This is a genomic window from Pseudarthrobacter sp. L19, assembly GCF_050859435.1.
Taxonomy (GTDB): domain Bacteria; phylum Actinomycetota; class Actinomycetes; order Actinomycetales; family Micrococcaceae; genus Arthrobacter.
Genome location: NZ_CP193935.1, coordinates 887619 through 910461, shown reverse-complemented (window position 1 = coordinate 910461; position 22843 = coordinate 887619). Strand labels below are relative to the sequence as shown.

Annotated in this window: 19 protein-coding genes and 4 pseudogenes; 12 read left to right on the top strand and 11 right to left on the bottom strand. The window is 70.3% G+C overall.

Annotated elements, in window-relative coordinates; translation table 11 throughout:
- Positions 1–8: 8 nt before the first annotated feature.
- The 4 genes and pseudogenes from ACRQ5B_RS04125 to ACRQ5B_RS04110 all read right to left on the bottom strand — a co-directional run bounded on the left by ACRQ5B_RS04125 (position 9) and on the right by ACRQ5B_RS04110 (position 5110).
- A pseudogene (locus ACRQ5B_RS04125) lies at positions 9–2082 on the bottom strand (acetate--CoA ligase).
- Between the two features lie 56 nt (positions 2083–2138).
- Positions 2139–2894 carry an ABC transporter permease gene (locus ACRQ5B_RS04120; protein ID WP_432398693.1) on the bottom strand — a complete coding sequence of 252 codons (756 nt, stop codon included), beginning with the start codon at positions 2892–2894 and terminating at the stop codon, positions 2139–2141.
- Positions 2895–3048: 154 nt separating this feature from the next.
- The gene (locus ACRQ5B_RS04115; protein ID WP_432397200.1) at positions 3049–4101 is read right to left on the bottom strand and encodes an aliphatic sulfonate ABC transporter substrate-binding protein; all 1053 of its coding nucleotides are present in this window, start codon (positions 4099–4101) and stop codon (positions 3049–3051) included.
- Positions 4102–4276: 175 nt separating this feature from the next.
- Positions 4277–5110, bottom strand: a complete 834-nt coding sequence (locus tag ACRQ5B_RS04110) for an ABC transporter ATP-binding protein (protein ID WP_432397197.1) — start codon at positions 5108–5110, stop codon at positions 4277–4279.
- Positions 5111–5449: 339 nt separating this feature from the next.
- Here ACRQ5B_RS04110 and ACRQ5B_RS04105 point away from each other — a divergent pair, with 339 nt between their 5' ends.
- From ACRQ5B_RS04105 to ACRQ5B_RS04080, 6 genes are all read left to right on the top strand, one after another.
- A complete protein-coding gene (locus tag ACRQ5B_RS04105; protein ID WP_432397194.1) occupies positions 5450–5875 on the top strand; it encodes a CoA-binding protein in 426 nt (141 codons plus the stop codon).
- A gap of 49 nt (positions 5876–5924) precedes the next feature.
- A complete protein-coding gene (locus ACRQ5B_RS04100) occupies positions 5925–6350 on the top strand; it encodes an MmcQ/YjbR family DNA-binding protein (protein ID WP_432397192.1) in 426 nt (141 codons plus the stop codon).
- A complete protein-coding gene (locus tag ACRQ5B_RS04095; RefSeq protein ID WP_432397189.1) occupies positions 6347–6916 on the top strand; it encodes a DUF1990 family protein in 570 nt (189 codons plus the stop codon). The genes ACRQ5B_RS04100 and ACRQ5B_RS04095 overlap by 4 nt, the downstream gene beginning before the upstream one ends.
- A complete protein-coding gene (locus tag ACRQ5B_RS04090) occupies positions 6910–7512 on the top strand; it encodes a hypothetical protein (RefSeq protein WP_432397186.1) in 603 nt (200 codons plus the stop codon). Before ACRQ5B_RS04095 ends, ACRQ5B_RS04090 begins: the two co-directional genes overlap by 7 nt.
- Before the next feature lie 74 nt (positions 7513–7586).
- Positions 7587–7904 carry a putative quinol monooxygenase gene (locus ACRQ5B_RS04085; protein ID WP_377972684.1) on the top strand — a complete coding sequence of 106 codons (318 nt, stop codon included), beginning with the start codon at positions 7587–7589 and terminating at the stop codon, positions 7902–7904.
- 21 nt (positions 7905–7925) lie between these two features.
- Positions 7926–8219, top strand: coding sequence for a DUF503 domain-containing protein (locus ACRQ5B_RS04080; RefSeq protein WP_290256752.1), 294 nt, complete (start codon positions 7926–7928; stop codon positions 8217–8219).
- A 35-nt stretch (positions 8220–8254) separates the two neighbouring features.
- Here ACRQ5B_RS04080 and ACRQ5B_RS04075 read toward each other — a convergent pair whose 3' ends face one another.
- Entirely contained in the window at positions 8255–8770 is a 516-nt protein-coding gene (locus tag ACRQ5B_RS04075) for a MarR family winged helix-turn-helix transcriptional regulator (protein WP_432397183.1), read from the bottom strand.
- Positions 8771–8871: 101 nt separating this feature from the next.
- Between ACRQ5B_RS04075 and lgt the strand changes: the two genes are divergently transcribed.
- Genes lgt through ACRQ5B_RS04060 form a run of 3 tightly spaced genes read left to right on the top strand, consistent with a single transcriptional unit; the run spans position 8872 to position 11931 of the window.
- The gene (gene lgt, locus ACRQ5B_RS04070) at positions 8872–9834 is read left to right on the top strand and encodes a prolipoprotein diacylglyceryl transferase (RefSeq protein ID WP_432397180.1); all 963 of its coding nucleotides are present in this window, start codon (positions 8872–8874) and stop codon (positions 9832–9834) included.
- Positions 9824–10249 carry a hypothetical protein gene (locus ACRQ5B_RS04065; RefSeq protein ID WP_432398806.1) on the top strand — a complete coding sequence of 142 codons (426 nt, stop codon included), beginning with the start codon at positions 9824–9826 and terminating at the stop codon, positions 10247–10249. Before lgt ends, ACRQ5B_RS04065 begins: the two co-directional genes overlap by 11 nt.
- Positions 10153–11931 (top strand): transglycosylase domain-containing protein, encoded by a 1779-nt coding sequence (locus ACRQ5B_RS04060; RefSeq protein ID WP_432398692.1) that lies wholly within the window; start codon positions 10153–10155, stop codon positions 11929–11931. Before ACRQ5B_RS04065 ends, ACRQ5B_RS04060 begins: the two co-directional genes overlap by 97 nt.
- Before the next feature lie 93 nt (positions 11932–12024).
- On the opposite strand, the pseudogene purL reads toward ACRQ5B_RS04060, so the two are convergent.
- From purL to ACRQ5B_RS04035, 5 genes and pseudogenes are all read right to left on the bottom strand, one after another.
- Positions 12025–14357: pseudogene (gene purL / locus ACRQ5B_RS04055) on the bottom strand (phosphoribosylformylglycinamidine synthase subunit PurL).
- The gene (gene purQ / locus ACRQ5B_RS04050) at positions 14354–15112 is read right to left on the bottom strand and encodes a phosphoribosylformylglycinamidine synthase subunit PurQ (RefSeq protein WP_412884757.1); all 759 of its coding nucleotides are present in this window, start codon (positions 15110–15112) and stop codon (positions 14354–14356) included. Before purQ ends, purL begins: the two are co-directional and overlap by 4 nt.
- A 1-nt stretch (position 15113) precedes the next feature.
- Positions 15114–15365, bottom strand: coding sequence for a phosphoribosylformylglycinamidine synthase subunit PurS (gene purS, locus ACRQ5B_RS04045; RefSeq protein ID WP_290256746.1), 252 nt, complete (start codon positions 15363–15365; stop codon positions 15114–15116).
- Positions 15366–15634: 269 nt separating this feature from the next.
- On the bottom strand, positions 15635–16900 hold the full coding sequence (locus ACRQ5B_RS04040) for a chaplin family protein (protein WP_432397176.1): 1266 nt from the start codon (positions 16898–16900) through the stop codon (positions 15635–15637).
- Positions 16901–16978: 78 nt separating this feature from the next.
- A complete protein-coding gene (locus ACRQ5B_RS04035; RefSeq protein ID WP_432397173.1) occupies positions 16979–17968 on the bottom strand; it encodes a hypothetical protein in 990 nt (329 codons plus the stop codon).
- A 282-nt stretch (positions 17969–18250) separates the two neighbouring features.
- Between ACRQ5B_RS04035 and ACRQ5B_RS04030 the strand changes: the two are divergent.
- From ACRQ5B_RS04030 to ACRQ5B_RS04020, 3 genes and pseudogenes are all read left to right on the top strand, one after another.
- Positions 18251–18619: pseudogene (locus tag ACRQ5B_RS04030) on the top strand (PAS domain S-box protein); the annotation flags it as partial.
- Between the two features lie 426 nt (positions 18620–19045).
- Positions 19046–21401 (top strand): annotated as a pseudogene (locus ACRQ5B_RS04025) (response regulator); the annotation flags it as partial.
- Positions 21398–22336, top strand: a complete 939-nt coding sequence (locus tag ACRQ5B_RS04020) for a GGDEF domain-containing response regulator (protein WP_432397170.1) — start codon at positions 21398–21400, stop codon at positions 22334–22336. The pseudogene ACRQ5B_RS04025 and the gene ACRQ5B_RS04020, both read left to right, overlap by 4 nt.
- A gap of 57 nt (positions 22337–22393) precedes the next feature.
- Here ACRQ5B_RS04020 and ACRQ5B_RS04015 read toward each other — a convergent pair whose 3' ends face one another.
- Positions 22394–22567, bottom strand: a complete 174-nt coding sequence (locus tag ACRQ5B_RS04015; protein WP_290256743.1) for a CsbD family protein — start codon at positions 22565–22567, stop codon at positions 22394–22396.
- Between the last annotated feature and the right edge of the window lie 276 nt (positions 22568–22843).

Genomic DNA, 22843 nt, shown 5'->3' with positions numbered 1-22843 from the left:
GGTGTTCCTTACTTCCGGTTTGTTTCTGTGCTGCGTTCGCGGAGGGCCTGCTGGATGCCGGCGATCGAGGGTTCGTTCTGCAGCGACGTGGTGTCGCCGAGTTCGGTGCCCTCGAACAGCTGGGTCAGCAGCCGCCGCATGATCTTGCCGCTGCGGGTCTTCGGCACGTCCGGGACCACGACGACGTCGCGCGGCTTCGCGATCGGCCCGATCTTCGCCCCAACCCACGCCTTCAAATCGGCTGTGACTCCCTCCGTAGCCGCGCATCGCGCGAGCGAGGAACGAGCGAGTGAAGTGACCGGATCGGGGTCCCCGGGCGAGCTTGCGAGCTCGGGGAGTCCGCGAACGCTAAGCGGCGGGAGGGGTCACCGCCGATTCGCGGAGGACCACGAATGCGACGATGGCGTGCCCGGTTTTGGCGTCGGGGACCGGGCAGACGCCGGCCTCCACCACGTCCGGGTGCGAAACCAGTGCCGATTCGATCTCGATGGTTGAGAGCAGGTGTCCGGAGACGTTGAGGGTGTCGTCCACCCGGCCCAGGATCCAGATATCGCCGTCGTCGTCGTATTTGGCCCCATCGCCGGCGAGGAACCAGCCCTGCTCCGCGTACTGGCGCCAGTACGAGTCGTAGTAGCGCCGCGGGTTGCCCCACACGGTACGGGCGATCGCCGGGCCGGGGGCGTCCACCACGATGAAGCCCTGCACACCGGGCGGGACCGTGGCGCCGGTCTCGTCCACGATCCGGGCGCCGACGCCGGGCAGCGGCCGGGCGGCGCAGCCGGGCTTGAACGCGGTGTCGGTCGGGGCGGGGGAGAGGATGGTGGCGCCGGTCTCGGACTGCCACCAGGTGTCCACGACCGGCGCTGTCCCTGCGCCCACGTTCTCCCGGAACCAGCGCCAGGCTTCCGGATTCACGGCCTCGCCCACGGTACCGAGCAGCCGGATGGAGGACAGGTCGTAGTCGGCGGGCACGCCGTCCGGGAACCAGCCCATCAGCGAGCGCACCAGGGTGGGGGCGGTGTAGTACTGCGTGACGCCGTAGCGTTCGATGATCTCGAAGTGCCGGCCCGGGTGCGGAGTGTTCGGCGTGCCTTCGAAGATCACCTGGGTGGCGCCGTTGGAGAGCGGGCCGTACAGCTCGTAGGTGTGCGCGGTGACCCAGGCCAGGTCCGCGGTGCACCAGTGGATGTCCTTGCCGCGCTCCGCCGGGTCCGGGTTGCTGAAGAGGTGCTCGAAGCTCCAGGACGCCTGGGTCAGGTAGCCGCCGGAGGTGTGGACCAGGCCCTTGGGCTTCCCGGTGGTGCCGGAGGTGTACATGATGAACAGCGGCGTCTCGGCGTCGAACGCCTCGGCGACGTGGACGTCGGAGGCGCGCCCGACGGCGTCGTGCCACCACACGTCCCGGCCCGGGACCATCGGGACGGTGCCCAGGTCCTCCGGCGCGGTGGTCCGGTTGACCACCAGGACGTGTTCGACGGCGTTGTCCCCGGCGACGGCGGCGTCCGCATTGGCCTTCACCGGCACCGCGGTGCCGCGGCGGAACTGCCCGTCCGTGGTGACCAGCAGCTTCGCGCCGGTGTCCTCCACCCGGAACATCAGCGCGTCGGCGGAGAACCCGCCGAACACCAGGGAGTGGATGGCGCCGATGCGGGCAACAGCCAGGGTGATGATGACCGTTTCGGGGATCACCGGGAGGTAGATGACCACCCGGTCGCCCTTGGTGATACCGAGGTCCAGCAGGGCGTTCGCGGCCCGGGAGACCTCGCGCTGCAGGTCCGCGTAGGTGAAGGTGCGCCGGTCGCCCGGTTCGCCCTCGAAGTACAGCGCCACCGTGTCACCGCGTCCCGCCGCTACATGGCGGTCGACGCAGTTGTAGGCGACGTTGAGCTTTCCGCCCTCGAACCAGCTGATCTGCGGGCCGGTTCCGGCCGCCGGGTCCGCGGGGAGGCGGCGGTGCGTGGTGTGCCAGGGCAGCCCCGCACCGGAGGATCCGTCGGGTTCCCAGTCCAGGCGCAGCGCGGCCTGTTCCCAAAACGCGATGCGTTCGGCCTCGGTCGACGGAGCCTCTGTCAGTGGTGCCACGGTGCCGTGGCCTAGGCTCTGGGGGCCCGGAATCTGTGCCGTGGTCTCTGTTGCCGTTACGCCCACCGGTTCACCGCCCACTTCTCCGCCAAGCCCAGCAGGGCGTCGGTGATCTTGCCGATCACGGCCAGCAGCACGATGGCCAGCAGCAGCCGGTCCGTGCGGCCGTTGTTCTGCGAGTCGGTCAGCAGGAAGCCCAGGCCCATCGAGGAGGCGATGAGCTCGGCGGCCACGAGGAACAGCCACGCCTGGGCCAGGGCCAGCCGCAGCCCGGAGAACACGGCGGGTACGACGGCGGGCAGCTGCACCGTGGTCAGCAGCTTCACGCCCTTGAGCCCGAAGGCTCGGGCGGCCTCCACCAGGTTCCGGTCCACGTGGCGCAGGGCCAGCGAAACGGTGGTGAAGACGGGGAAGAATGCGCCGATCATGATCAGGGTGACCTTGGAGTCCTCGCCGATCTTCATCCAGAGGATCAGCAGCGGCACCCAGGCCAGGGACGGGACGGCCCGCAGCGCGCCGATGGTGGGGCCCAGCAGGGCGTCCGCCACGCGGGAGAGGCCCACCAGAGAACCGAGCACCAGGCCCAGGGCGGCGCCGGCGGCGAAGCCGATCAGCACCCGCTGGGTGGAGATGGCCACGTGCAGGCCCAGCTGCCCGCGGCGGAGCAGGTCGAGGCCGGCGTCGAGCACCAAGGCCGGCGGCGGGAGCTGGACCACGCTGAAGAGCCCCGCGGCGGTGGACAGCTGCCAGGCCGCCAGCACCGCCGCGGGGACCAGCAGTCCAAGGAGCAGACGCGCCCAGCCGTGGGCCAGGAACCCGGCGGGGGACCATCCGTTCGCCGGGGTGCCGTGTCCTCCCGTGACGGGGGAGGCCGGCCGGGCGGCGTCTGCCGGAGCTGCGGGGGCGGCTACAGCGCGCCCGTCCGCAACGGTGGTGCCGGTGAAGGGGAGTCTCCGAGGCTGGTCATCAGGAGTCCTTGATGGCGGAGGCGTCCGCCTTCTTCACCAGCGAGTCATCGAGAAGCGAGCCGACGGCGTCGTCGATCTGCTTCTGGCTCGCCACGTCCCCGGTCTCCACGAAGGTGGGGCCGATCTTCGCGAGGACCTTGCGCTGGGCTTCGCCCGGCGCGGGATTGACGTTGAGGTTGCTGCGCTGCAGGACCACGGTCTTGGCCACGGCCAGGTCCAGGCTGGCCGCCTCGGCCAGGATCTGCGCGGTTTCGTCCGGGTTCGCGGCCGCCCAGGCGCGGGCCTTCTCGTAGGCGTTCACCACGGTCTGCGCCTGCTGCGGCCGGTCCTTGAGGAAGGACTCGGTGGCGTTGAGGAAGCCGTAGGTGTTGAACGAGAGGTTCCGGTAGAAGAGCTTGGCGCCCTTCTGCTCGGCGCCGGCCATGATCGGATCCAGCCCGGACCAGGCGTCCACGGAGCCGTTCTCCAGGGCGGTGCGGCCGTCCGCGTGCTGCAGGTTTTGCACAATGACGTCCTTGGCTGAGAGCCCGGCCTCGGAAAGGGCCTGCAGCAGGAAGAAGTACGGGTCCGTGCCCTTCGTGGCCGCGACCGACTTACCCTTCAGGTCCGCCACGGTGCTGATGCCGGAACCGGGCTTCGTGACCAGGGCGGCCCATTCGGGCTGGGAGAAGATGTCGATGGTCCTGATCGGGGAGCCGTTGGCCTTGGCCAGGAGCGCGGCCGACCCGGCGGTGGAGCCGACGTCCACCGCGCCGGAGCGCAGCGCCTCGTTGGCCTTGTTGGACCCGGCCGACTGGACCCACTTGACGGTGACGCCCTGGTCCTTGAGGGCGGCCTCCAGCCAGCCCTTCTTCTTGATCACCAGGCTCAGCGGGTTGTAGGTGGCGAAGTCGATGGTCAGCGTGCCGCCGCCGTTGCCGCCGGCCGCCGCGGCGGCTGCGGGCTGGCTGCCGGAGCCTTCCCCGGCGACGCACCCGGTAAGGGCCAGGGCCGCGGAGGCGGCGACGGCGGTGAGGACGAAACGGCGGGACGTGGTGCGGGTGGGAGCCATGGAAGTTCCTTTACGAGCGGTGCGAGCGATGCGGAGAGACAGGAGAACGGTGCGTGTGGCCGTCGGCCCGGAGAGCGGGCGGCTCGGCCGGTCAGGGTGCCGGCGTACCCCCTGGGCTGCCCGCGGGAGCGCGCCAGCCGTCCAGGCCGTGACCGGCGCGGCGGGGCCGGTGTCGTTAGTGGCCGTCGACGCCGAGGCTGGCCAGGAGCGAGGTACGCATTCGGGCGAGTTCGGCCGAGGCGCGGTCCCGGGGCCGGCCGCCGGGGACGGTGAGGGTGCGCACGATCGTGGCGCCGGCCGGGGACGATTCGGTGTCCTCCCGGTCGAGCACGATGATGCGGTCCGCCAGCTGCAGGGCCTCGTCGACGTCGTGCGTCACCAGCAGCACCGTGGTGGGTTCGGCGCGGTGGACCTCCAGGAGCAGGTCCTGCATCTTGATCCGGGTCAGTGCGTCGAGGGCGCCGAAGGGCTCGTCGAGGAGCAGCACGCCGGGGTTCCGGGCCAGGGCCCGGGCCAGCGACGCGCGCTGGGCCATGCCGCCGGAGACCTCCCGGGGGCGGTGCTTGGCGAAGTCCTGCAGGCCTACGAGTTCCAGCAGGCGGGCCACTTTGGCCTTGCCTTCGCGGGCGCTGACGCCGGCGGGCAGGCCGATGGCGATGTTCGCCTGGAGCGTGTGCCAGGGCAGCAGCCGCGGCTCCTGGAACGCGAAAGCGCAGCGATCGTCGACGCCGCGCACCGGCGCGCCGTCGATGGCGACGCTGCCGGAAGTGGCGGCGTCGAGCCCGGCGGCGGCCCGGAGCAGGGTGGATTTGCCGCAGCCGGAGGCGCCGAGAATGGCCAGCACCTCGCCGGGGACGACGTCGAAGCTGACGTCCCGGAGGACGGTGTGCGCGGCGGGCCCGGTCCCGAAGGCGCGGCCCAGGCGGCGGAAGGACACCGGGAGGGCGGGGGTGCCGGAGCCAGGCCGGGCGTCGGACCGGGGCTGGGGTGGGTGCAGGACAGCAGTCATAGGGTTACTCCATCGGTCCTGGCAGTAGCACCCTACGGAAGCAGCCTTTGGCCCGGGTAGTCAGTCCGGACCTTTCCCTCGGCGTGCGTCCTCGTTATCGGCGGGCTCCGGGGTGGAGGTCCGTCGACCAGGGTTGCTGCGGCGTCATCGATCCAGGTCTCTCGGCCGCTCGGGATGGTCACTGTCTACTAAAACCGAACGGCCGATTTTTCCCAAATGGGCGCGTAATATTCGGACACCTGCGGGCTTCGGGTGCCTGGTCCGGTCAGAAATTCGGCACAGTGCCCGGGGCGGGTTTCCCTACTGCGGGGGCGCTGCCGGCGGACGTAGGCTGGCGGCATGAGCCACGTGAACGATCCCGCCGTTGTCGAACGCCTCCTGCGCACCAAGGGGCGGTGGGCCATCGTGGGCCTGAGCACCAACCAATGGCGCGCGGCCTACGACACCTCGCTGTTCATCCGCGACCGCCTGGGCATGGGCATCATCCCGGTCAACCTGCCCGGCGACGACGTCCACGGGGAGGCCGGCTACCGCTCGCTGGCGGAAATCCCGGCGGAGAAGCGGCCCATCGACGTCGTGGATTGCTTCGTGAACTCCGGACGCGTCGGCGACGTGGTGGACCAGGCGATTGCCGCCGGCGCCGGCGCCGTCTGGCTGCAGCTGGGCGTCATCGACGAGGCCGCGGCCGAACGGGCCAAGGCCGCCGGACTGGACGTCGTCATGAACGCCTGCCCGTCCCGGGAAGCGCCGCTCCTGGGCCTCTGAGCCCGGGTCCGGCCTGCCCGATGTCCGTGCCCGGACGTAAGCTCGGAGCATGGATGAGGCCGCACTGCGAGAGATCTGCCTGGGCTTCCCCGGCGCCTTTGAGGACTACCCGTTCGGGCCCGAGACGGCCGTGTTCAAGGTCCGCGCCGCCATTGCCGGCGGGGCCCGGCACCAGGCGAAGGTCTTCGCCCTGTCCGCCATGGACGCTGAGGACTTCAGCGTGAGTCTTAAATGCGAACCGGCGCTCGCGGAACAGCTCCGGCAGGCGCACCCGGAGATCACCGGCGCCTGGCACCTGAACAAGCGGCACTGGAACGGCGTCCGGCTGGACGGGGCGTTGCCGGACGACATGATCCGGGACATGGTGGAGGATTCCTACGACCTGGTGGTGGCCACCCTGAGCCGGGTGCAGCAGTCGCAACTGGGCTGGTCCCGGCTGGCACGCGGCGACGGCCGGAACTGGGACCAGCCGTGAGGGGCGGGAATCGGATCGCCGCGGGCGAGCTAACCTATTCCGGCGTCGGTGCCACCGAGAGCGGCCGGCTTCCCGCGGACGGCAACGGCATCGTCACCCGGGCCTACATCGGCGACGGCGAGGCGGCCTACCGCCGGGCGGTGCACGGCCTGATGACCTGGCAGCTGCACCGCGGTGCAGGGCTGCGGGTCCGGGCCGAATCCGACGTCGCCCCCGGCGTCCGCGTGGTCAGCGGCTTCGGCGTCGGCCCGTTCCGCATCGACGCCCCCTGCGAGGTGGTCTGGGTGCACCCGGCCCGCCCCGGGGGCGGCCCGCAGTCGGCCGGCTTCGGCTACGGCACCCTGCCCGGGCACCCCGTCCGGGGCGAGGAGTCCTTTGAGGTTGCGCTGGATGAGGCCGGCCGGGTGCTGATCACCATCACGGCCTTCGGTGTCCCGTCCACCTGGTTCTACGCTGCCGGCCGTCCCGTCACGGACCGGGCGCGCCGGCTGGTCACTTCCCGGTACGTTAGGAGTGCACAGGAACTGGCCGCCGGCGTGAACCGAGCAGGAGTGAGTGGATGCTGAACCAACAGAACCTGGACCTGATCTGGAATTTCGATAACCCCGGGCTCTCCGAAGCCCGCTTCCGGGAGGCGCTGGAGGACCCGGCGTTCGACGCCGATGAACGCGCCGAACTTGCCACCCAGCTGGGACGGGCGATCGGGCTGCAGGGCCGCTACGAGGAGGCCGACGCGCTGCTGGACGAGGTCGACGCCGACGAACCCACCGTGGCCGTCCGGGTCCTACTCGAGCGCGGACGGGTGCTCAACTCCGGCGGCCACCCCGAGATGGCCGTTCCCCTTTTTGAGCAGGCAGCGGAACTCGCGGACCACCTCGGCGAGGACTTCCTGGCCGTGGACGCGCTGCACATGCTGGCCATCGCGGACACCGCCCACGCCGAAGCCTGGACCCGCAGCGCCCTCGAGTACGCCTCCACCGCCGGCGACGAACGCACCCGGCGGTGGCTGGTGGCGCTGCACAACAACCTGGGCTGGTCGCTGCACGAAGCGGGCCGCTGCACCGAGGCCATGGTCGAATTCCAGCTGGCGGAGCAGTGGGCCGAACGCGTGGGCACGCCCCGGCAGCAGGAGATCGCCCGGGCCGCCATCGGCGCCTGCTGACCGGCTGACCGGCAGCGGGCAGACCGGCCTGCTGAAATACTGAAAGACCGTATCCGTACCGAAAGGGACCGTCCATGATCTTCATCGTCGTCAAATTCAAGGTCAAGCCCGACTGGTCCGAGCGCTGGCTCGGCCTCGTGGAGGACTTCACCACGTCCACCCGCAAGGAAGCCGGGAACCTCTGGTTCGAGTGGTCACGCAGCGTCGAGGACCCGAACGAGTTCGTCCTCGTCGAGGCCTTCAAGGACGACGCCGCCGGAGACCACGTCAACAGCGCCCACTTCAAGAAGGCCATGGAGGACATGCCCCAGGCCCTGGTGGAGACGCCCCGGATCATCAGCCGCCAGATCGACGGCGACGGCTGGGACCGGATGGGCGAGCTCACCATCTAGCCCGGACGCTACGCTGGGGCCATGTGGATCGGCTGGATTGAGTTCGACCTTCTGCTGGGCGACGTTCACAGCCTGAAGGAAAAGCGCTCCGTGGTCCGGCCGCTGCTGGCGGAGCTGAAGCGGCGCTTCGACATCTCCGTCACGGAGGCCGGCTACCAGGACCAGTACCGCAGGGCCCTGGTGGGCGCCGGACTGGTCGCCGCGGACCGCGCGCACCTCATCGAAGTGCTGGCCGCCGTCGAACGCTTCGTAGCGGCCCGGCCGGAGGTCGAACTCCTCAGCGCCCGCCAGCGCGAACTCCGCAGCGACGACTAGGCCCGGCGCCCGGCTCCGGCCTCCGGCGCCCGGCCTCAGGACGCGGGGTCCCGGGAAGTCGGGCCGCCGCCGTCGGGATCCTGGTCGTCCGCCTCCAGCAGGGCGGCCAGGGCGGCCAGCGCCGGGAGGGCGTCCTCGATGGCCTGCTGCGAGGAACCGGGCAGCCGCCGGAGGGCCTCGCCCAGGCGGCGGTCATTGGCGTCCTGCCAGGCGGCCAGCACCGCGGCGCCCCGCTCGGTCAGGGTCAGCGTCACCGAACGCCGGTCACCGGGCCGGGTCAGCCGCTCCACCAATCCCGACACCACCATCTGCTGGACCAGGTTGCTCACCGTGTTGACGGCCAGCCGCTGCCGCGACGCCAGCCCGCTTACGCCGATTCCCGGCTCCTCGGCCAGCCGCTGCATCATCTCCACCTGGGCCATCGGCAGCGCCTCCCAGGGAAATTCCTGTCGCACGCTGGAGCGCAGCACCCTGCGCAGGCGGGTGATCACGCCGGTCAGGGACCATGCGTCGGAGTCCCGGCGGGCCGCTGCCTCCGGTGCGGATTCCACGGCCCTCATCATCCGCCCAGTTTAGCCGGATACAGTCGGACCTAGAATAGTTCTGTGGCAGAACCAATTACCGTGCCGCGCACTTCTTAGACAGGACCGCCATGACCGCCGGAGATTCGTTTTTCCCGTCCCCGACCGTCAGCGCCTTCCACGTGGGACCGCTGACCATCCACTTCTATGCCCTCTGCATCCTGGCCGGCATCGCGGTGGCCATCTGGCTGGGGTCCCGCCGCTGGATCGCCCGCGGCGGCCTGCCCGGCCAGGTCCTGGACATCTGCGTCTGGGCGGTCCCGGCCGGGATCATCGGCGGCCGGATCTACCACGTCATCACGGACCCTGAGCTGTACTTCCTGCCCGGCCGGAACCCCTGGAATGCGTTCGCCATCTGGGACGGCGGCCTGGGCATCTGGGGCGCGATCGCGCTCGGCTGCGTGGGTGCGTGGATCGGCTGCCGCCGGGCCGGGGTGTCCTTCGTGGCCTTCCTCGATTCCGTGGCGCCCGGCGTCCTCTTCGCCCAGGCCCTCGGCCGCTGGGGCAACTGGTTCAACAACGAGCTCTACGGCGACCCCACCGCCCTGCCGTGGAAGCTGCAGATCCACCAGATGGACGGCGCAGGAAACGCGGTCACCGATCCCTCCGGCGCCGCCGTGGTGCTCGGCTACTTCCAGCCGACCTTCCTGTACGAATCGCTCTGGTGCGTCGTCGTGGCCCTGCTCATCCTCTTCCTGGACCGCCGCTTCAAGCTCGGTGCCGGCAGCGTGTTCGCCCTCTATGTCGCCGGATACACGGCGGGCCGCTTCGCGTTCGAACTGATGCGTTCGGACTACGCCAACCTGATCCTGGGGCTCCGGGTCAACACCTGGGTGGCCGCGCTGATCTTCCTGGGCGGTGTTGCGGGCTTCCTGCTGACCTTCCGCCGCAAGCGTTCGGTGGCGACCCCGGGCGCCGCGCCCGACGGCGGCGACGCGCCGCCCGCCGTGGAGGCGCCGTCCGCTGGCGATGCCCCCTCCGCCGTCGACGCCGGGACCGCCCCCGCGACCCGGGAGCATCCCGATGCCCGCTAGGCGATCCCTCTGGCGTGCGGTCCTGGCCTTCATCGCGGCCGGGACCGTGTGCGGCGTGCTGGTGGCCGGCCTCTTTATCCCCGCAACCGCCATGGCGGGCGCGGTGGTCAGCGACTCGATCGGCATGTTCGACAAGCTCCCCGACGACCTGAACCTCAACGCCCCGCCTGCCACCTCCACCGTCCTGGCCAACGACGGTTCCGTCATCGCGTCCTTCTACGCGGAGAACCGCGCCCCGGTCAGCCTGGACAAGATGTCCCCTTCATCAAGGACGGCATCGTCGCCATCGAGGACGCCCGTTTCTACCAGCACGGCGGCATCGACACCACCGGCATCCTGCGTGCCCTCGTCGCCACCGCGCAGGGCGGCCGCCAGGGCGCGTCCACCCTCACCCAGCAGTACGTCAACAACATGATCATCGAGTCCCTCGTGGCGCAGGGAAAGAGTGAGGACGTCAAGCTCGGCTACGCCAAGACCGTGGGGGACAAGCTGCGGGAGATGAAGCTCGCGATTGCCCTGGAAAAGAGCTACTCCAAGGACCAGATCCTGCAGGGCTACCTCAACGTGGTCTATTTCGGCAACGGCGCGTACGGGATCGACGCCGCCGCCCACGAATACTTCAACGTCAGCGCCGCGCAACTGACCCTGCCGCAGGCGGCGGCGCTGGCCGGCGTCGTCAACAGCCCGGTCTACTACGACCCGCTCACTCAACCGGACCACGTGGTGGCCCGGCGCAACGAGGTCCTGGACAAGATGCTCCAGCAGGGCAAGATCAGCCAGGCCGACCACGACGCAGCGGTCAAGGCCCCGATCGGCCTCAACGTCCACCCCGCCAGCCAGGGCTGTGCCGGTGCCGTCTCCGCACCCTACTTCTGCGACTACGTCCAGAGGCTGATCCTCAACGACCCGGCCTTCGGGCCTGACGAGGACGCCCGCAAGAAGCTGCTCTACCTGGGCGGTCTGACTATCCGCACCACCCTGGACCCGGCGCTGCAAAAGGTGGCCCAGGACCAGGTCAACGCCTCCATGTCAGCCACCGACCCGCTGCAGCGCGGGGCGTCCCTGGTCAGCGTCCAGCCCGGCACCGGCAAGGTTCTGACCATGGCGCAAAACACCAACTACAACCCCACGGCGGGTCCGGGCAACTACACCGGCAACTTCGCGCTGCCCGAACGAGACGCCAACGGCCAGCCCCTCGACGGCGCCGGCGGTTTCCAGATCGGCTCCACCATGAAGCCGTTCGTCTTCGCCGAGCGGCTCCGCGCCGGCAAGTCCATGGGCACCGTCCTGGACGGTGCGGTGCGCCTTTACCGGCCCGGCTACCCCTGGCAGAACTCCTGCGGCCGCACCACCGGTTCCTATGACCCGGCGGCCGGGACCCAGCTCCTGCCCAACGACGACGCGAACCACTACGTCAGGATGAGCGTCCTGCAGGGCCTCTACCAGTCGATCAACACCATCACCTTCCAGTCCGCGGCGCAGCTGGACTTCTGCAACATCCAGAAGATGGCGACGGCGGCCGGTGTCGCGGACGGACACACCAACAAGCCCTACGACGTTTCCAGCATCGCCAGCCTGATCGGCACCCAGGACGTCGCCCCGCTGACCATGGCCGACGCGTACGCCACCTTCGCCGCCGGCGGCAAGCACTGCGACCCGATCGCCCTCGAATCGGTGACCGGCCCGCACGGCAAGGCGTACCCGGTCCCGGACGCGCACTGCCAGCAGGCCATCGATCCGGACGTCGCGGCCGGGGTGACCTTTGCGCTGAAGAACGTGCTGACCCGGGGCTCGGGCTACAACATCCCGGTGTCCAAGGCCACGGACATCTTCGCCAAGACCGGCACCACCGACGGCAACACCATGACCTGGACCGTGGGCGGCACCTCCGGGATCGCCACGGCATCCTGGTTCGGCAGCTACCAGGGCATCGGGCCGCGCTGGGTGAACCAGGACATCACCATCAACGGCCGCTACTACGTGGGCGTGGACGGCGCGGACATCGCCGGCGGGCAGTGGGGCCGGCTGATGGACGCCGCCGCCCAGCGCTATCCGGGCGCGCCGTTCGCGACGCCGCCGGCGTCGATGACCCGCTGACGCCGTACACCGCCTGACCAGAGGCGGCGCTTAACCCGAACGGCCGCCCCTCCTGAGGAGGGGCGGCCGTTCTGTTCACGCGGCGGTGGGGACTTAGCCGAAGTACTTCGGCAGGGTCCCCTCGTGAGCCTCGCGGAGCGCGTCCAGGCTCAGGGTGTCCACGCCGTTGATCTCCAGCGTGCCGCCCTCGGCGTCGACGACGCCGATCCGGACGTGCGCGAAGCCGCGGGCGGTGCACATGTCCTTGAAGCGGATCTCCTCCGAGCGGGGCACGGCCACGACGGCGCGCGCCTGCGACTCGGAGAACAGCGCGGTGAAGAGGTCCACGCCGTCGCGATCCATGACGTCCTGCAGCGAGATCCGGGCGCCGACGCCGTAGCGCAGCGAGGATTCCACCAGGGCGGCGGCGATCCCGCCCTCGGACACGTCGTGGGCGGAGTCCACCATGCCGTCGCGGGAGGCGTTGATCAGGATCTGGCCCAGCTCGCGTTCGGCGGAGAGGTCTACCTTCGGCGGCCGGCCGCCCAGGTGGCCGCGCATGTTGGCCCATTCGGACCCGTCCAGTTCGGTGCCGGTGGTGCCGAGGAGGTAGATCGCCTGGCCGTCTTCACGCCAGCCCGACGGCGTGCGGCGGGCGACGTCGTCGAGCTTGCCCAGCACCGCCACCACGGGGAGGGGTGGATGGGGGTGGTGCCGGTCTGGTTGTAGAGCGAGACGTTGCCGCCGGTGACCGGGATGCCGAGTTCCATGCAGGCGTCGGAGAGGCCGCGGATGGCTTCGGCGAGCTGCCACATGACGTCCGGGTCCTCGGGGGAACCGAAGTTCAGGCAGTCGCTGACGGCCATCGGGATGGCGCCGGAGGTGGCCACGTTGCGGTACGCCTCGGCCAGGGCCAGCTGCGCGCCCTGGTACGGGTCCAGGTAGGTGTAGCGGCCGTTGGCGTCGGTGGCCAGGGCCACGCCCAGGCCGGTCTCCTCGTCCACCCGGACCACGCCGGCGTCGTCCGGGAACGCCATGGCGGTGTTGCCGCCCACGTACCGGTCGTACTGGTTGGTGATCCAGGCCTTGCTGCACATGTTCGGTGAGGCCACCAGCTCGGTGACGGCTGACGCGAGCTCGGACGGGGCTGCCGGGCGGCCGGCGTCCTGCACGGAGCCGGTGAAGGCATCCGCCTGCACGGAGTCCTGCCACTCGGGGCGGGCGTAGGGGCGGTCGTAGACCGGGCCGTCGTGGGCGACGGTGCGCGGGTCGACGTCGACGATCACTTCGCCGTCCCAGGTGATGATCAGGCGGCCGGTGTCGGTCACCTCGCCCAGCCAGGAGTACTCCACGGCCCACTTGTCCATCACGGCCTCGAACGCCTCGACGTTCTCGGGGGTGACCACGGCCATCATGCGTTCCTGCGACTCGGACATCAGGATTTCGCCCGGGGTCAGGGTGGGGTCGCGCAGCAGCACGGAGGTCAGCTCAACCTGCATGCCGCCGTCGCCGTTGGAGGCCAGTTCGGAGGTGGCGCAGGAGATGCCGGCCGCGCCGAGGTCCTGAATGCCCTCCACCAGGGAGCCCTTGAAGAGCTCCAGGCAGCACTCGATCAGTACCTTCTCCGCGAACGGGTCGCCCACCTGGACGGCCGGGCGCTTGGAGGGCTTGGTGTCGTCGAAGGACTCGGACGCCAGCACGGATGCGCCGCCGATTCCGTCGCCGCCGGTGCGGGCACCGAACAGCACCACCTTGTTGCCCTTGCCGGAAGCGTTGGCGAGGCGGATGTCCTCGTGCCGCATGACGCCGACGGCGAGGGCGTTCACCAGCGGGTTGCCCTGGTAGACGGAGTCGAAGACCATCTCGCCGCCGATGTTCGGCAGGCCCAGGGAGTTGCCGTAGCCGCCGATGCCGGCCACGGCGCCGTGCATGACGCGGGCGGTGTCCGGGTGGTCGATCGCGCCGAAGCGCAGCGGATCCATCACGGCCACGGGGCGGGCGCCCATCGAGATGATGTCGCGGACGATCCCGCCGATGCCGGTCGCGGCACCCTGGTACGGCTCCACGAAGGAGGGCGAGTTGTGCGACTCGATCTTGAAGGTCACGGCCCAGCCGTCGCCGAGGTTGGTGACGCCGGCGTTCTCGCCGATGCCCACCAGCATGTCCTTCTTCATCTCCTCGGTGACCTTCTCGCCGAACTGGCGCAGGTGGTTCTTGGAGGACTTGTAGGAGCAGTGCTCGCTCCACATGACGGAGTACATGGCCAGCTCGGCGCCGGTGGGGCGGCGGCCCAGGACCTTGACGACCTCGTCGAACTCGTTCTGCTTCAGGCCCAGCTCGGCCCAGGGCAGCTCGGTGTCCGGGGTCCTGGCCGCGTTCTCCACCGTGTCGATGTTGAACTTCTTGCCGGACTCCGCGGGCTTGGCCACGGCGGGGGTCTCGGTCATTTGTTGTCTCCCACGATCTTGTTCAGGACTGAGGTGAAGAAGCCCAGGCCCTCGGTGCCGGAGCCGTTCTCCGGACCGAAGCCCGCTTCGATGGCGTGCTCGGGGTGCGGCATGAGGCCCACCACGTTGCCCGCCTCGTTGGTGATGCCGGCGATGTCGCGGCGGGAGCCGTTGGGGTTCCAGCCGACGTAGCGGAACACCACGCGGTTCTCGGCTTCCAGCGCGTCGAGGGTCTTCTCGTCCGCGATGTACTGGCCGTCCTGGTTCTTCAGCGGAACGGTGATTTCCTGGCCGGCGCTGTAGTCGCCGGTCCACGCCGTGGCGGTGTTCTCCACGCGGAGGACCTGGTCGCGGCAGAGGAACTTCAGGTGGTCGTTCTTGATCATGGAGCCGGGCAATAGGTGCGACTCCGTGAGGATCTGAAAGCCATTGCAGATGCCCAGGACCGGCAGGCGGGCCTCGGAATTGGCGGCGTCGATGATCTTCGACATGAGCGGGGCGAACCGGGCGATCGCGCCGGCGCGCAGGTAGTCGCCGTAGGAGAAGCCGCCGGGGATCACGACGGCGTCGACGTCGGCCAGCGTGGTGTCCGCGTGCCAGAGGGCCACCGGGGTGGCGCCGGCCAGCCGGACGGCGCGGGCGGCGTCGCGGTCATCGAGGGTGCCGGGGAAGGTGACGACGCCGATCTTTGCGCCAGCGAGCCGGGGCTCGGCAGCGATCGCGACGGCTTCGCCGATCAGGGGTTGTTCAGTCATTTCAGGCCTCGACGACCTCGACGTTGACGACATCCTCGATCACCGGGTTGGAGAGCAGGGTCTCCGCGGCGTTCCGGGCCTGGGCCAGGATTTCCTCGGTCACCTCGCCGTCGACGGTGAGTTCGAAACGCTTGCCCTGGCGGACGCCGCTGAAGGCGGTGAATCCGAGGCGGGGCAGCGCTCCGACGATCGCCTTCCCCTGCGGGTCCAGAATCTCGGGCTTGGGCATGACGTCGACAACGATCCGGGGCATCCGGCAACTCCTGTGCGTGAGCGTTGGGTAAGGGCGCAGCGGAGTGGTGCCGTCTCACGCCGGTCCCGCTGTGATGAAACAGGAATGTTCCAGGACGGCGTGGTTCGGGCGCTCCGCGAGCTTGCACGCTTATTCTACCGGGCCCGCTCCGCCGGGCGTATTCGTGACCGATGGAGCCTGGTTGGCCCCGTGCGCGCGGATGTCCGGGGACGCCGTGGGGCGTCCCCGGACAGCTCACGGGACGGTTAGTCCTTTACGAGCGACCTTGCTTAGGCGGACCGCTTGAGCCGCACTCCGAACAACATCAGCAGTCCTGCCCCGAGGAACAGGCCCGCGAGCCATAGGGCGTTGGCGTTGGCCCCCGTGTAGGCGAGCGTCGAGGCCCCGGCGGGGATGCCTGACGGCGCCGAAGCGGCGGACACGGTTCCCTGCGAGGTGCCGGTGGCGCCCTGGTTTCCGGGCTGGACGGCGGCGGGCGTCTCCGCCGCCGGGAGGTTTACCACTGGCGCGGTCACGACCGGCGGGGTAACCACCGGGGGAGTCACGACCGGCGGGGTAACCACCGGGGGAGTCACGACCGGCGGGGTGGCGGTGGGCGGGTTGCCCGTCGTGGCCGCAGAGCCGCCACCCACGCCCACCGAGGTGGCGCCGAGCGAGATCGGTGCGCTGATGGGCGCGGTGATCTGGGTTCCGGAGAGAATGCCGCCGGCGCCCGTCGTGGCAGGACCCGATGAGGGGCCCGCTGCCGCCTGACCCGAACCGTCGGAGCCGCTGGTGGTGGCGGTGGAGTCGCCCAGTGCGCCGACGGAGGTGGCGCCGACGGTGATCGGTGCGCTGATGGGCGCGGTGACCTGGGTGCCGGAGAGGATTCCGTCCGCCCCGGTGGTTGTCGGGCCCGCAGCCGAGGGAGCCTGGGGCGAGGCCGGTGCGGTACCGGTGGTGGTCCCGCCGCCGGTGGTGGCGGTGGAGTCGCCCAGCGCTCCGACGGAGGTGGCGCCGAGCGCGATCGGGACCGTCACTGGTGCGGTGATCTGGGTGCCGGAGAGGATCCCGTCCGCCCCGGTGGTGGACATGGATCCGGCCTGCGCCGCAGGTGCGGTCCCGGTGGGCCCGCCGGTGGTAGCGGTGGATCCGGTGGGTGCGGCCGGTGCGGTACCGGTGGTGGTCCCTCCGGAGGTGGCGGTGGAGTCACCCGGCGCGCCGACGGAGGTGGCGCCGAGGTTGATCGGTGCCGTGACCGGCGCGGTGACCTGGGTGCCGGAGAGGATTCCGTCCGCGCCCGTGGTGGAGGTGGATCCGGTAGGTGCCGTCCCGGTGGGCCCGCCGGTTGTGGCGGTGGAGTCGCCCAGCAGCCCCAGGGACGTCGCCCCGAGGTTGACCGGAATCGAGATCGGCGCGGTGACCTGGGTACCGGAAAGGAGCCCGTCCGAGCCGGTGGTGGTCGTGTCGGCCGCTGAGGCCGCCGTGCTTCCGAGGGCCAGCAGGCCGCCGGCGAAGAGGGTGCCGAGCAGGCCTCGGCGAAGGTTTTGATGCATGACAAAGTCTCCTGGAAAGAGTGGTTGAGCGGCCGCTGGGGCCGTGGACGCCGTGGCCGCGCCTGGGCGCGGCAGGGCTCAACTAGTCAGGAGACGAACCCGGGTCAAAGGACACCGGGGAGGGCGGCGCGAGCAGGTCTCCCCGCGCCGGAATGTTGAGGGTGCCCGCAAGGTGCAGGCGGAAGCTGGAGAGCCAGGCAGGGTTGGCGTTGCCGCCGGAGGGTGCCCCGATCCCGAGCCGCTGCCGGGAACGCCCGGTGCGGGGTCCGGGACGGCCGGCGCCCGCTCATCGGCCGGATCATCGGCGAGGGTCATCATCGGGGTTTCAGCGGGGTTCAGCGCTGCTGTCTGCCCGCAGGGTACCGAGGAGGCCGCCGCCGTGACGGCGCCTCGGGCTGCGGCCGCCGCAGCAGGGGCAGGCTCGATGCCCGCAGAGGGGGCCCGGGTGCTGCCCGTAACGGCTGCGGCCGGAGGGGCGAGGGGTGCCGCCGCTGCCGCCCCGCCGGGCAGCTCCGATGGGACTTCCGGCAGTTCCGACGGGACGGCGGGCAGCGCTGGAGGCGTGACGACGGCGGCAACCGGCCCGGTCAGGGCGCCGAGGACCGGACCCACGCCGTCGACGACGGAAGCGACGGCAGAGTCGGCGGAGACCGCGACGGCGGACACGGCGTCGTCCGCGAGGCCCAGGACGGGGTCTGTGACCGGGGTCAGCGGTGGGAGCGTCAGGGCCGAACCGACCACCGGAACGTCGGCCACCGGGACCGCTGCCACCAGGGCATCAGCCCGGGACGTCACCGCTCCGGCCAACGGCTGCAGCTTCGGCACCACGGAGAGGAGCCCCGGTGCGGGAGCATCACCGTCGGGGCGGGAAGCCAGCGGGAGGTCGACGGCTGCATCGGGAGCGGCGATCGCCGTCACGGTGGACAGGACCTGCCCGGCGAGCGGCCCGCGGTCGGTGGGGGAGTCGGCAGAGGCTGCCGTGGCCGAGATGGCAAGCCACGAGGTCGCGGCGGCGGCCGCGAGAAGCACAGGCCGGACCACGCGCCACAAGGGCCGTGAACTTTCCATCTCAAACACCTCCCCCACGGAGTAGCGATATGCAAGTGAACCCAGCATACGGATGGTGAAGAAGTAATTTCCAGAGATTCCTGTAAAAAATCCTTCGATTGGATGAATTACGGCAGCGGGCCGGGCCGTCACCGGGCCGAGCGTCGGCGGCGGAGTGGGGTAGCCCGCGGGAACCGCGCCCGCGCGCCGAACGAGATACTGCGGGTGCGGTACGCGGGGCGGGATATCTTTGGCTGATGCGGCTATGGGGCCGGTGGGACTGAAGCGATTGATGGGACGGGAATGGCCGAAGTGGAAGGCGCCGGAGACGCCTACCGCGCCTTGGTGGAGGGCTCGCCGGAAGCCGTCCTGAGGATCGACGGCGCGGGAGTCCTCGGCTTCATGAACGCCGAAGCGGAACGGCTCTTCGGCTACCCGCGGGAGGAACTGCTGGGCTCACATTTCGGCGTGCTGCTGCCCAAGCGCTTCCGGGATGAGCTGGCGGGCGCCATCGCCGGGCTGTCCGGCGCCGGCGACATCTGCCGCCTGGGTCCCGGGCAGGCCGTTTCCGGTCTTCACCGGGGCGGCACCGAGTTCCCGATCGAGGTCAGCGCGGCCCATCTGGGAAGCGGCCCGGCCCCCGACGTGATCGTCAACGTCCGCGATGTCAGCGAGCGGCGCCAGACCGAAAACCAGCTCCGCGATACCCTCTCGCTGCTGGCCGCGACCCTGGAGTCGACGGCGGACGGGGTCCTGGTGGTCACCTCGGACGGGACCATCGCGGGGCTGAACGAACAGTTCGGAAAACTCTGGGGCATCCCGCCGGAGCTGCTGAACTCCCACGACGACGGCCAGGTCATGGCATTCGTCCTGAACCAGCTCTCGGACCCCGGCAGCTTCCTGGACAAGGTGCAGGAGCTCTATTCCGATCCCGGCGCCGAGAGCCTCGACATCCTGGACTTCAAGGACGGGCGGACCTTCGAACGCTACTCCCGTCCCCAGCGGGTGGGGTCCGAGATTGTCGGGCGTGTCTGGAGCTTCCGGGACGTCACGGCCCGGCGCCGGGCCGAGGATCAGGCCCGGGCGGCGATCACCCAGCTCAAGGGACTGGGCGCGATCGTGAACTCCTCGGCGGACGCCATCGTGGGCATGACCCCCGACGGCGTCATCACCAGCTGGAACGCGGGCGCCGAAAAGCTTTATGGCTACACCGCCGAGGAAGCATCCGGCCGCAACGCGCGGTTCCTGATCCCGGAGCCGTTGCGCGCGGAGGAGGAGGAAATGCTGGCCGGGGTCCGCCGGTTCGGCACCCCGAAGAGCTTCGAGGCCGAGCGGGTGCGCAAGGACGGCAGCATCGTCCCGGTATCGGTGACCATCTCGCCGATCCGCACCGAGGGCGGCGCCGTCACCGGCGTGGCCAAGATCGTCCGCGACATCACCAGCCAGCGGCATGCCGCCGCGGAACTCCTGGCCGCCCGGGAGGCGGCCCTGGAATCGAGCCGGCTGAAATCGGAATTCCTCGCCACCATGAGCCATGAAATCCGCACGCCCATGAACGGGGTGATCGGACTGACCGCCCTCCTGCTGGACACGCCGCTGGATGAGACCCAGCGGCGCTACGCCGAGGGGTCCGCGGCGCCGGCGAGTCCCTCCTGGCCCTCATCAACGACATCCTGGATTTCTCCAAGCTGGAGGCCGGGAAGGTCGAACTCGACGTCGGCTCCTTCGACCCGCGGGGCCTGGTCGAGGAGGTCGCCGGGCTGCTCAGCGAGGCCGCCCGCGGCAAGGGCCTGGAACTCATCGCCTACTGCCAGCCGGAACTGCCCGCCCGCCTCTCCGGCGATCGGGGCCGGATCCGGCAGATCCTGCTGAACCTCGCCTCAAACGCCGTGAAATTCACTTCCGCCGGCGAGGTGTCCATCCACGCGGAAACCACCGGGAAATGCGACGGCGGCCGGTGCCCGGTCAGGTTCGAGGTCCGCGACACGGGGATCGGGGTCACGCCGGAGGACCATGACCGGCTCTTCGAATCGTTTTCCCAGGCGGACTCCTCCACCACCCGCCGGTACGGCGGGACGGGCCTGGGCCTGGCGATCTCCCGCCGCCTCACCGAGGCCATGGAGGGAGAGATCGGGCTGGACAGTGTCCCGGGGGAGGGCAGCACGTTCTGGTTTGAGATCCCCTTGGAACAGGCGGACGACGACGGCGGCGACGGTCTGTCCGCGGGTGCCACACTCGCGGGGCTGCGGGTGCTGGTCATCGACGACAACGCCACCAACAGGCTGGTGCTGGAGTCCCAGCTCCGGTCCTGGAAGATGGCGCCGGACTCCGTCGGCGGCGCCCGCGACGCCCTTGACAGGTGCGCAGAGGCCCGCAGCGCCGGGACGCCCTTCGACGTCGTCGTCCTCGACCTGTGCATGCCGGAGGTCAGCGGGCTCGACCTGGCCCGGATGATCACCGCCGATCCCGTCCTCTCCGGCACGTCCATGATCATGCTCTCCTCCGACCCCCAGGTGGACCCGGCCGACCTCGCCGCGGCAGGCGTCGGCGAGTGGCTGACCAAACCGGTGCGGAGCTCGGAGTTTTACAACCGGCTGGTCCGGCTGCGCGCCGGAAGCGGACCCCGGGTGCCCGAACGGCCCTCCCCGGTGCCGGAGCCGGCAGGCAAGGCCGCCCGCGGCCGGGTGCTGGTGGTCGAGGACAACACCGTCAACCAGCTCGTGGCCCGGGAAATGGTGGGCAAGCTCGGCTATGACGTGGAGGTGGTCTCCGACGGCAGGGAAGCGGTGGCTGCCGTGGCGGCCGGCTCCTACGCGGCGGTGCTCATGGACTGCCACATGCCGGTGATGGACGGCTACGCGGCGACCCGGACCATCCGGGGCGCCGGGGAGGCTGCCGGCCCGCCGATCATCGCGATGACGGCGGGTGCCATGGACGAGGACCGCGAACGCTGCCTCGCCGCCGGGATGGACGATTTCCTCACGAAACCCGTGGACCTGGCCGCCCTGGAGGCGGCACTGGAGCGCTGGGTGGCGCCGCCGCCGTCGGACGCCGAACCGCCCGGTCCGGCGATGCCGGAACCGGCAGCGCCGGACCCTGCAGCATCGCCCGCCCTGGACGAGGCCCGGTTGACCGTGCTTCGCCAGCTGGGGCCCCAGGACGGCCTCGGGCTCCTCCCGGCCGCCGCCGAAGCCTTCCTTCACGACGTCCCCCAACCCTGAAGGAACTCCGCCACGCCATGACCACCGCCCCCGACCGCACTGCCGTCCGGAAGGCGGCCCACAAGCTGCGGGGCTCCGCCGGAAACATCGGCGCCGCCGCTGCAGCGTCGCTGTGTGCGGAACTCGAGGCCACCGGAGGCGGCGCGGCGGGGCTGGAGCTCCTGGACCGCCTCGGTGCCGAACTCGACCGGGTGGACGCCGCCCTCCGGCGTGCCCTGGCAGGTGAAGCGTGAAGGTCCTGGTGGTCGACGACGACAGGGGCTCCCTGATGGTGGCCGCCGCGGCCGTCGAGCAGGCCGGGCACGAATGCATCACCGCCCCCGACGGCGACGCCGCCTGGGCGCTCTACCAGAAGCACCGTCCGCACGTGGTGGTCACGGACCGGAACATGCCCGGGCTCGACGGGCTCAGCCTGTGCCGGGCCATCCGTGACTCGGAACGCGACTCCTACACCTACGTGGTGCTGCTGACGTCCCGCGGGGACAGCGACGATGTGCTGGCCGGGATGGCGGCCGGCGCGGACGACTACGTCACCAAGCCGCTGGACCCGTTCACCCTGCACACGCGGCTGCTCGCCGCGGACCGGGTCACCTCACTGCACGCAGAACTCGCCGGGTATCGCAACGCCCTCGCTGCCCAGGCGCGGACCGACCCGCTGACCGGGCTGCACAACAGGCTCAAGCTCACCGAGGACCTGGAGCGGCTGGAGAGTCGGGCCGAACGGTACGGCGAGGAGTACTGCCTGGCCCTCTGCGACGTCGACAATTTCAAGAGTTACAACGACCTGTACGGACACCCGGCGGGCGACGCCGCGCTCGCCGCCGTCGGTGCGGCGCTGGCCGGGCATGCGCGGCAGAGCGACGGCGCGTACCGGTACGGCGGTGAGGAATTCGTGGTCCTGCTGCCCTACCAGTCGCCCGCCGCGGCGGCCGTGGTGATGGAACGGGTCCGGCGGGCAGTCCAGGAGCTGGGGATCGTCCACGCGGGCGACCCGTCCGGCGGACTGACCATCAGCATCGGCATCGCCGGCAGCGGACATACAAACAACGACGGCGGTGCCCGGATCCTTGCGGATGCGGACGCCGCCCTCTACGCGGCGAAGGCCAAGGGCCGGAACACCGTCGCGCTGGCCGGGGCGCCGCGGGAAGCCGTCACGGACCAGGCATAACAAAAACCGGGAGGCGTCCCCCAAGGACGCCTCCCGGTTTTTGCAGTGGTGCGCTGATTAGCCTTTGAACGCGTCCTTGACGTTTTCGCCGGCCTTCTTCACCGAGGCCTTGGCCTGGTCAGCCTGGCCCTCGGCCTCGAGCTCTTCGTTGTGGGTGGCCTTGCCAACTGTTTCCTTCAGCTTTCCGCCTGCGGATTCAGCGGCGTTCTGGATCTTGTCTCCGATACCCATGATGTACACCTTCCTTGTTCGTTGCTGCGGTTACGTACTTCTGTGCATTCACCCCGGGCGGGGGAATTCTGGGTGCAGAACTCTTCGGCGGCCTGTGCTGCCCTGATCAGCGGCCTAGCGGCGCGCAGGGGCTGTGTGCCCCCGCGGCGGCCCAGCCGTCCCCTGAGCCAGCCGGCCAGCGCCGTGACAACTGCTGCAATGATCTTGTTGCGCATGGTTCTCTCTTCCGTGGTCGGGAGAGCGCCGGAGTGAATCGCTCTACATAGATAAAGACGC

What these genes read in the sequence shown, in the direction of transcription:
- ACRQ5B_RS04115 (WP_432397200.1), bottom strand. Translation starts at nt 4,101, where the DNA reads ATGGCTCCCACCCGCACCACGTCCCGCCGTTTCGTCCTCACCGCCGTC.
- ACRQ5B_RS04110 (WP_432397197.1), bottom strand. Translation starts at nt 5,110, where the DNA reads ATGACTGCTGTCCTGCACCCACCCCAGCCCCGGTCCGACGCCCGGCCT.
- ACRQ5B_RS04105 (WP_432397194.1), top strand. Translation starts at nt 5,450, where the DNA reads ATGAGCCACGTGAACGATCCCGCCGTTGTCGAACGCCTCCTGCGCACC.
- ACRQ5B_RS04100 (WP_432397192.1), top strand. Translation starts at nt 5,925, where the DNA reads ATGGATGAGGCCGCACTGCGAGAGATCTGCCTGGGCTTCCCCGGCGCC.
- ACRQ5B_RS04090 (WP_432397186.1), top strand. Translation starts at nt 6,910, where the DNA reads ATGCTGAACCAACAGAACCTGGACCTGATCTGGAATTTCGATAACCCC.
- ACRQ5B_RS04085 (WP_377972684.1), top strand. Translation starts at nt 7,587, where the DNA reads ATGATCTTCATCGTCGTCAAATTCAAGGTCAAGCCCGACTGGTCCGAG.
- ACRQ5B_RS04080 (WP_290256752.1), top strand. Translation starts at nt 7,926, where the DNA reads ATGTGGATCGGCTGGATTGAGTTCGACCTTCTGCTGGGCGACGTTCAC.
- lgt (WP_432397180.1), top strand. Translation starts at nt 8,872, where the DNA reads ATGACCGCCGGAGATTCGTTTTTCCCGTCCCCGACCGTCAGCGCCTTC.
- ACRQ5B_RS04065 (WP_432398806.1), top strand. Translation starts at nt 9,824, where the DNA reads ATGCCCGCTAGGCGATCCCTCTGGCGTGCGGTCCTGGCCTTCATCGCG.
- purQ (WP_412884757.1), bottom strand. Translation starts at nt 15,112, where the DNA reads ATGACTGAACAACCCCTGATCGGCGAAGCCGTCGCGATCGCTGCCGAG.
- purS (WP_290256746.1), bottom strand. Translation starts at nt 15,365, where the DNA reads ATGCCCCGGATCGTTGTCGACGTCATGCCCAAGCCCGAGATTCTGGAC.
- ACRQ5B_RS04040 (WP_432397176.1), bottom strand. Translation starts at nt 16,900, where the DNA reads ATGCATCAAAACCTTCGCCGAGGCCTGCTCGGCACCCTCTTCGCCGGC.
- ACRQ5B_RS04035 (WP_432397173.1), bottom strand. Translation starts at nt 17,968, where the DNA reads ATGGAAAGTTCACGGCCCTTGTGGCGCGTGGTCCGGCCTGTGCTTCTC.
- ACRQ5B_RS04015 (WP_290256743.1), bottom strand. Translation starts at nt 22,567, where the DNA reads ATGGGTATCGGAGACAAGATCCAGAACGCCGCTGAATCCGCAGGCGGA.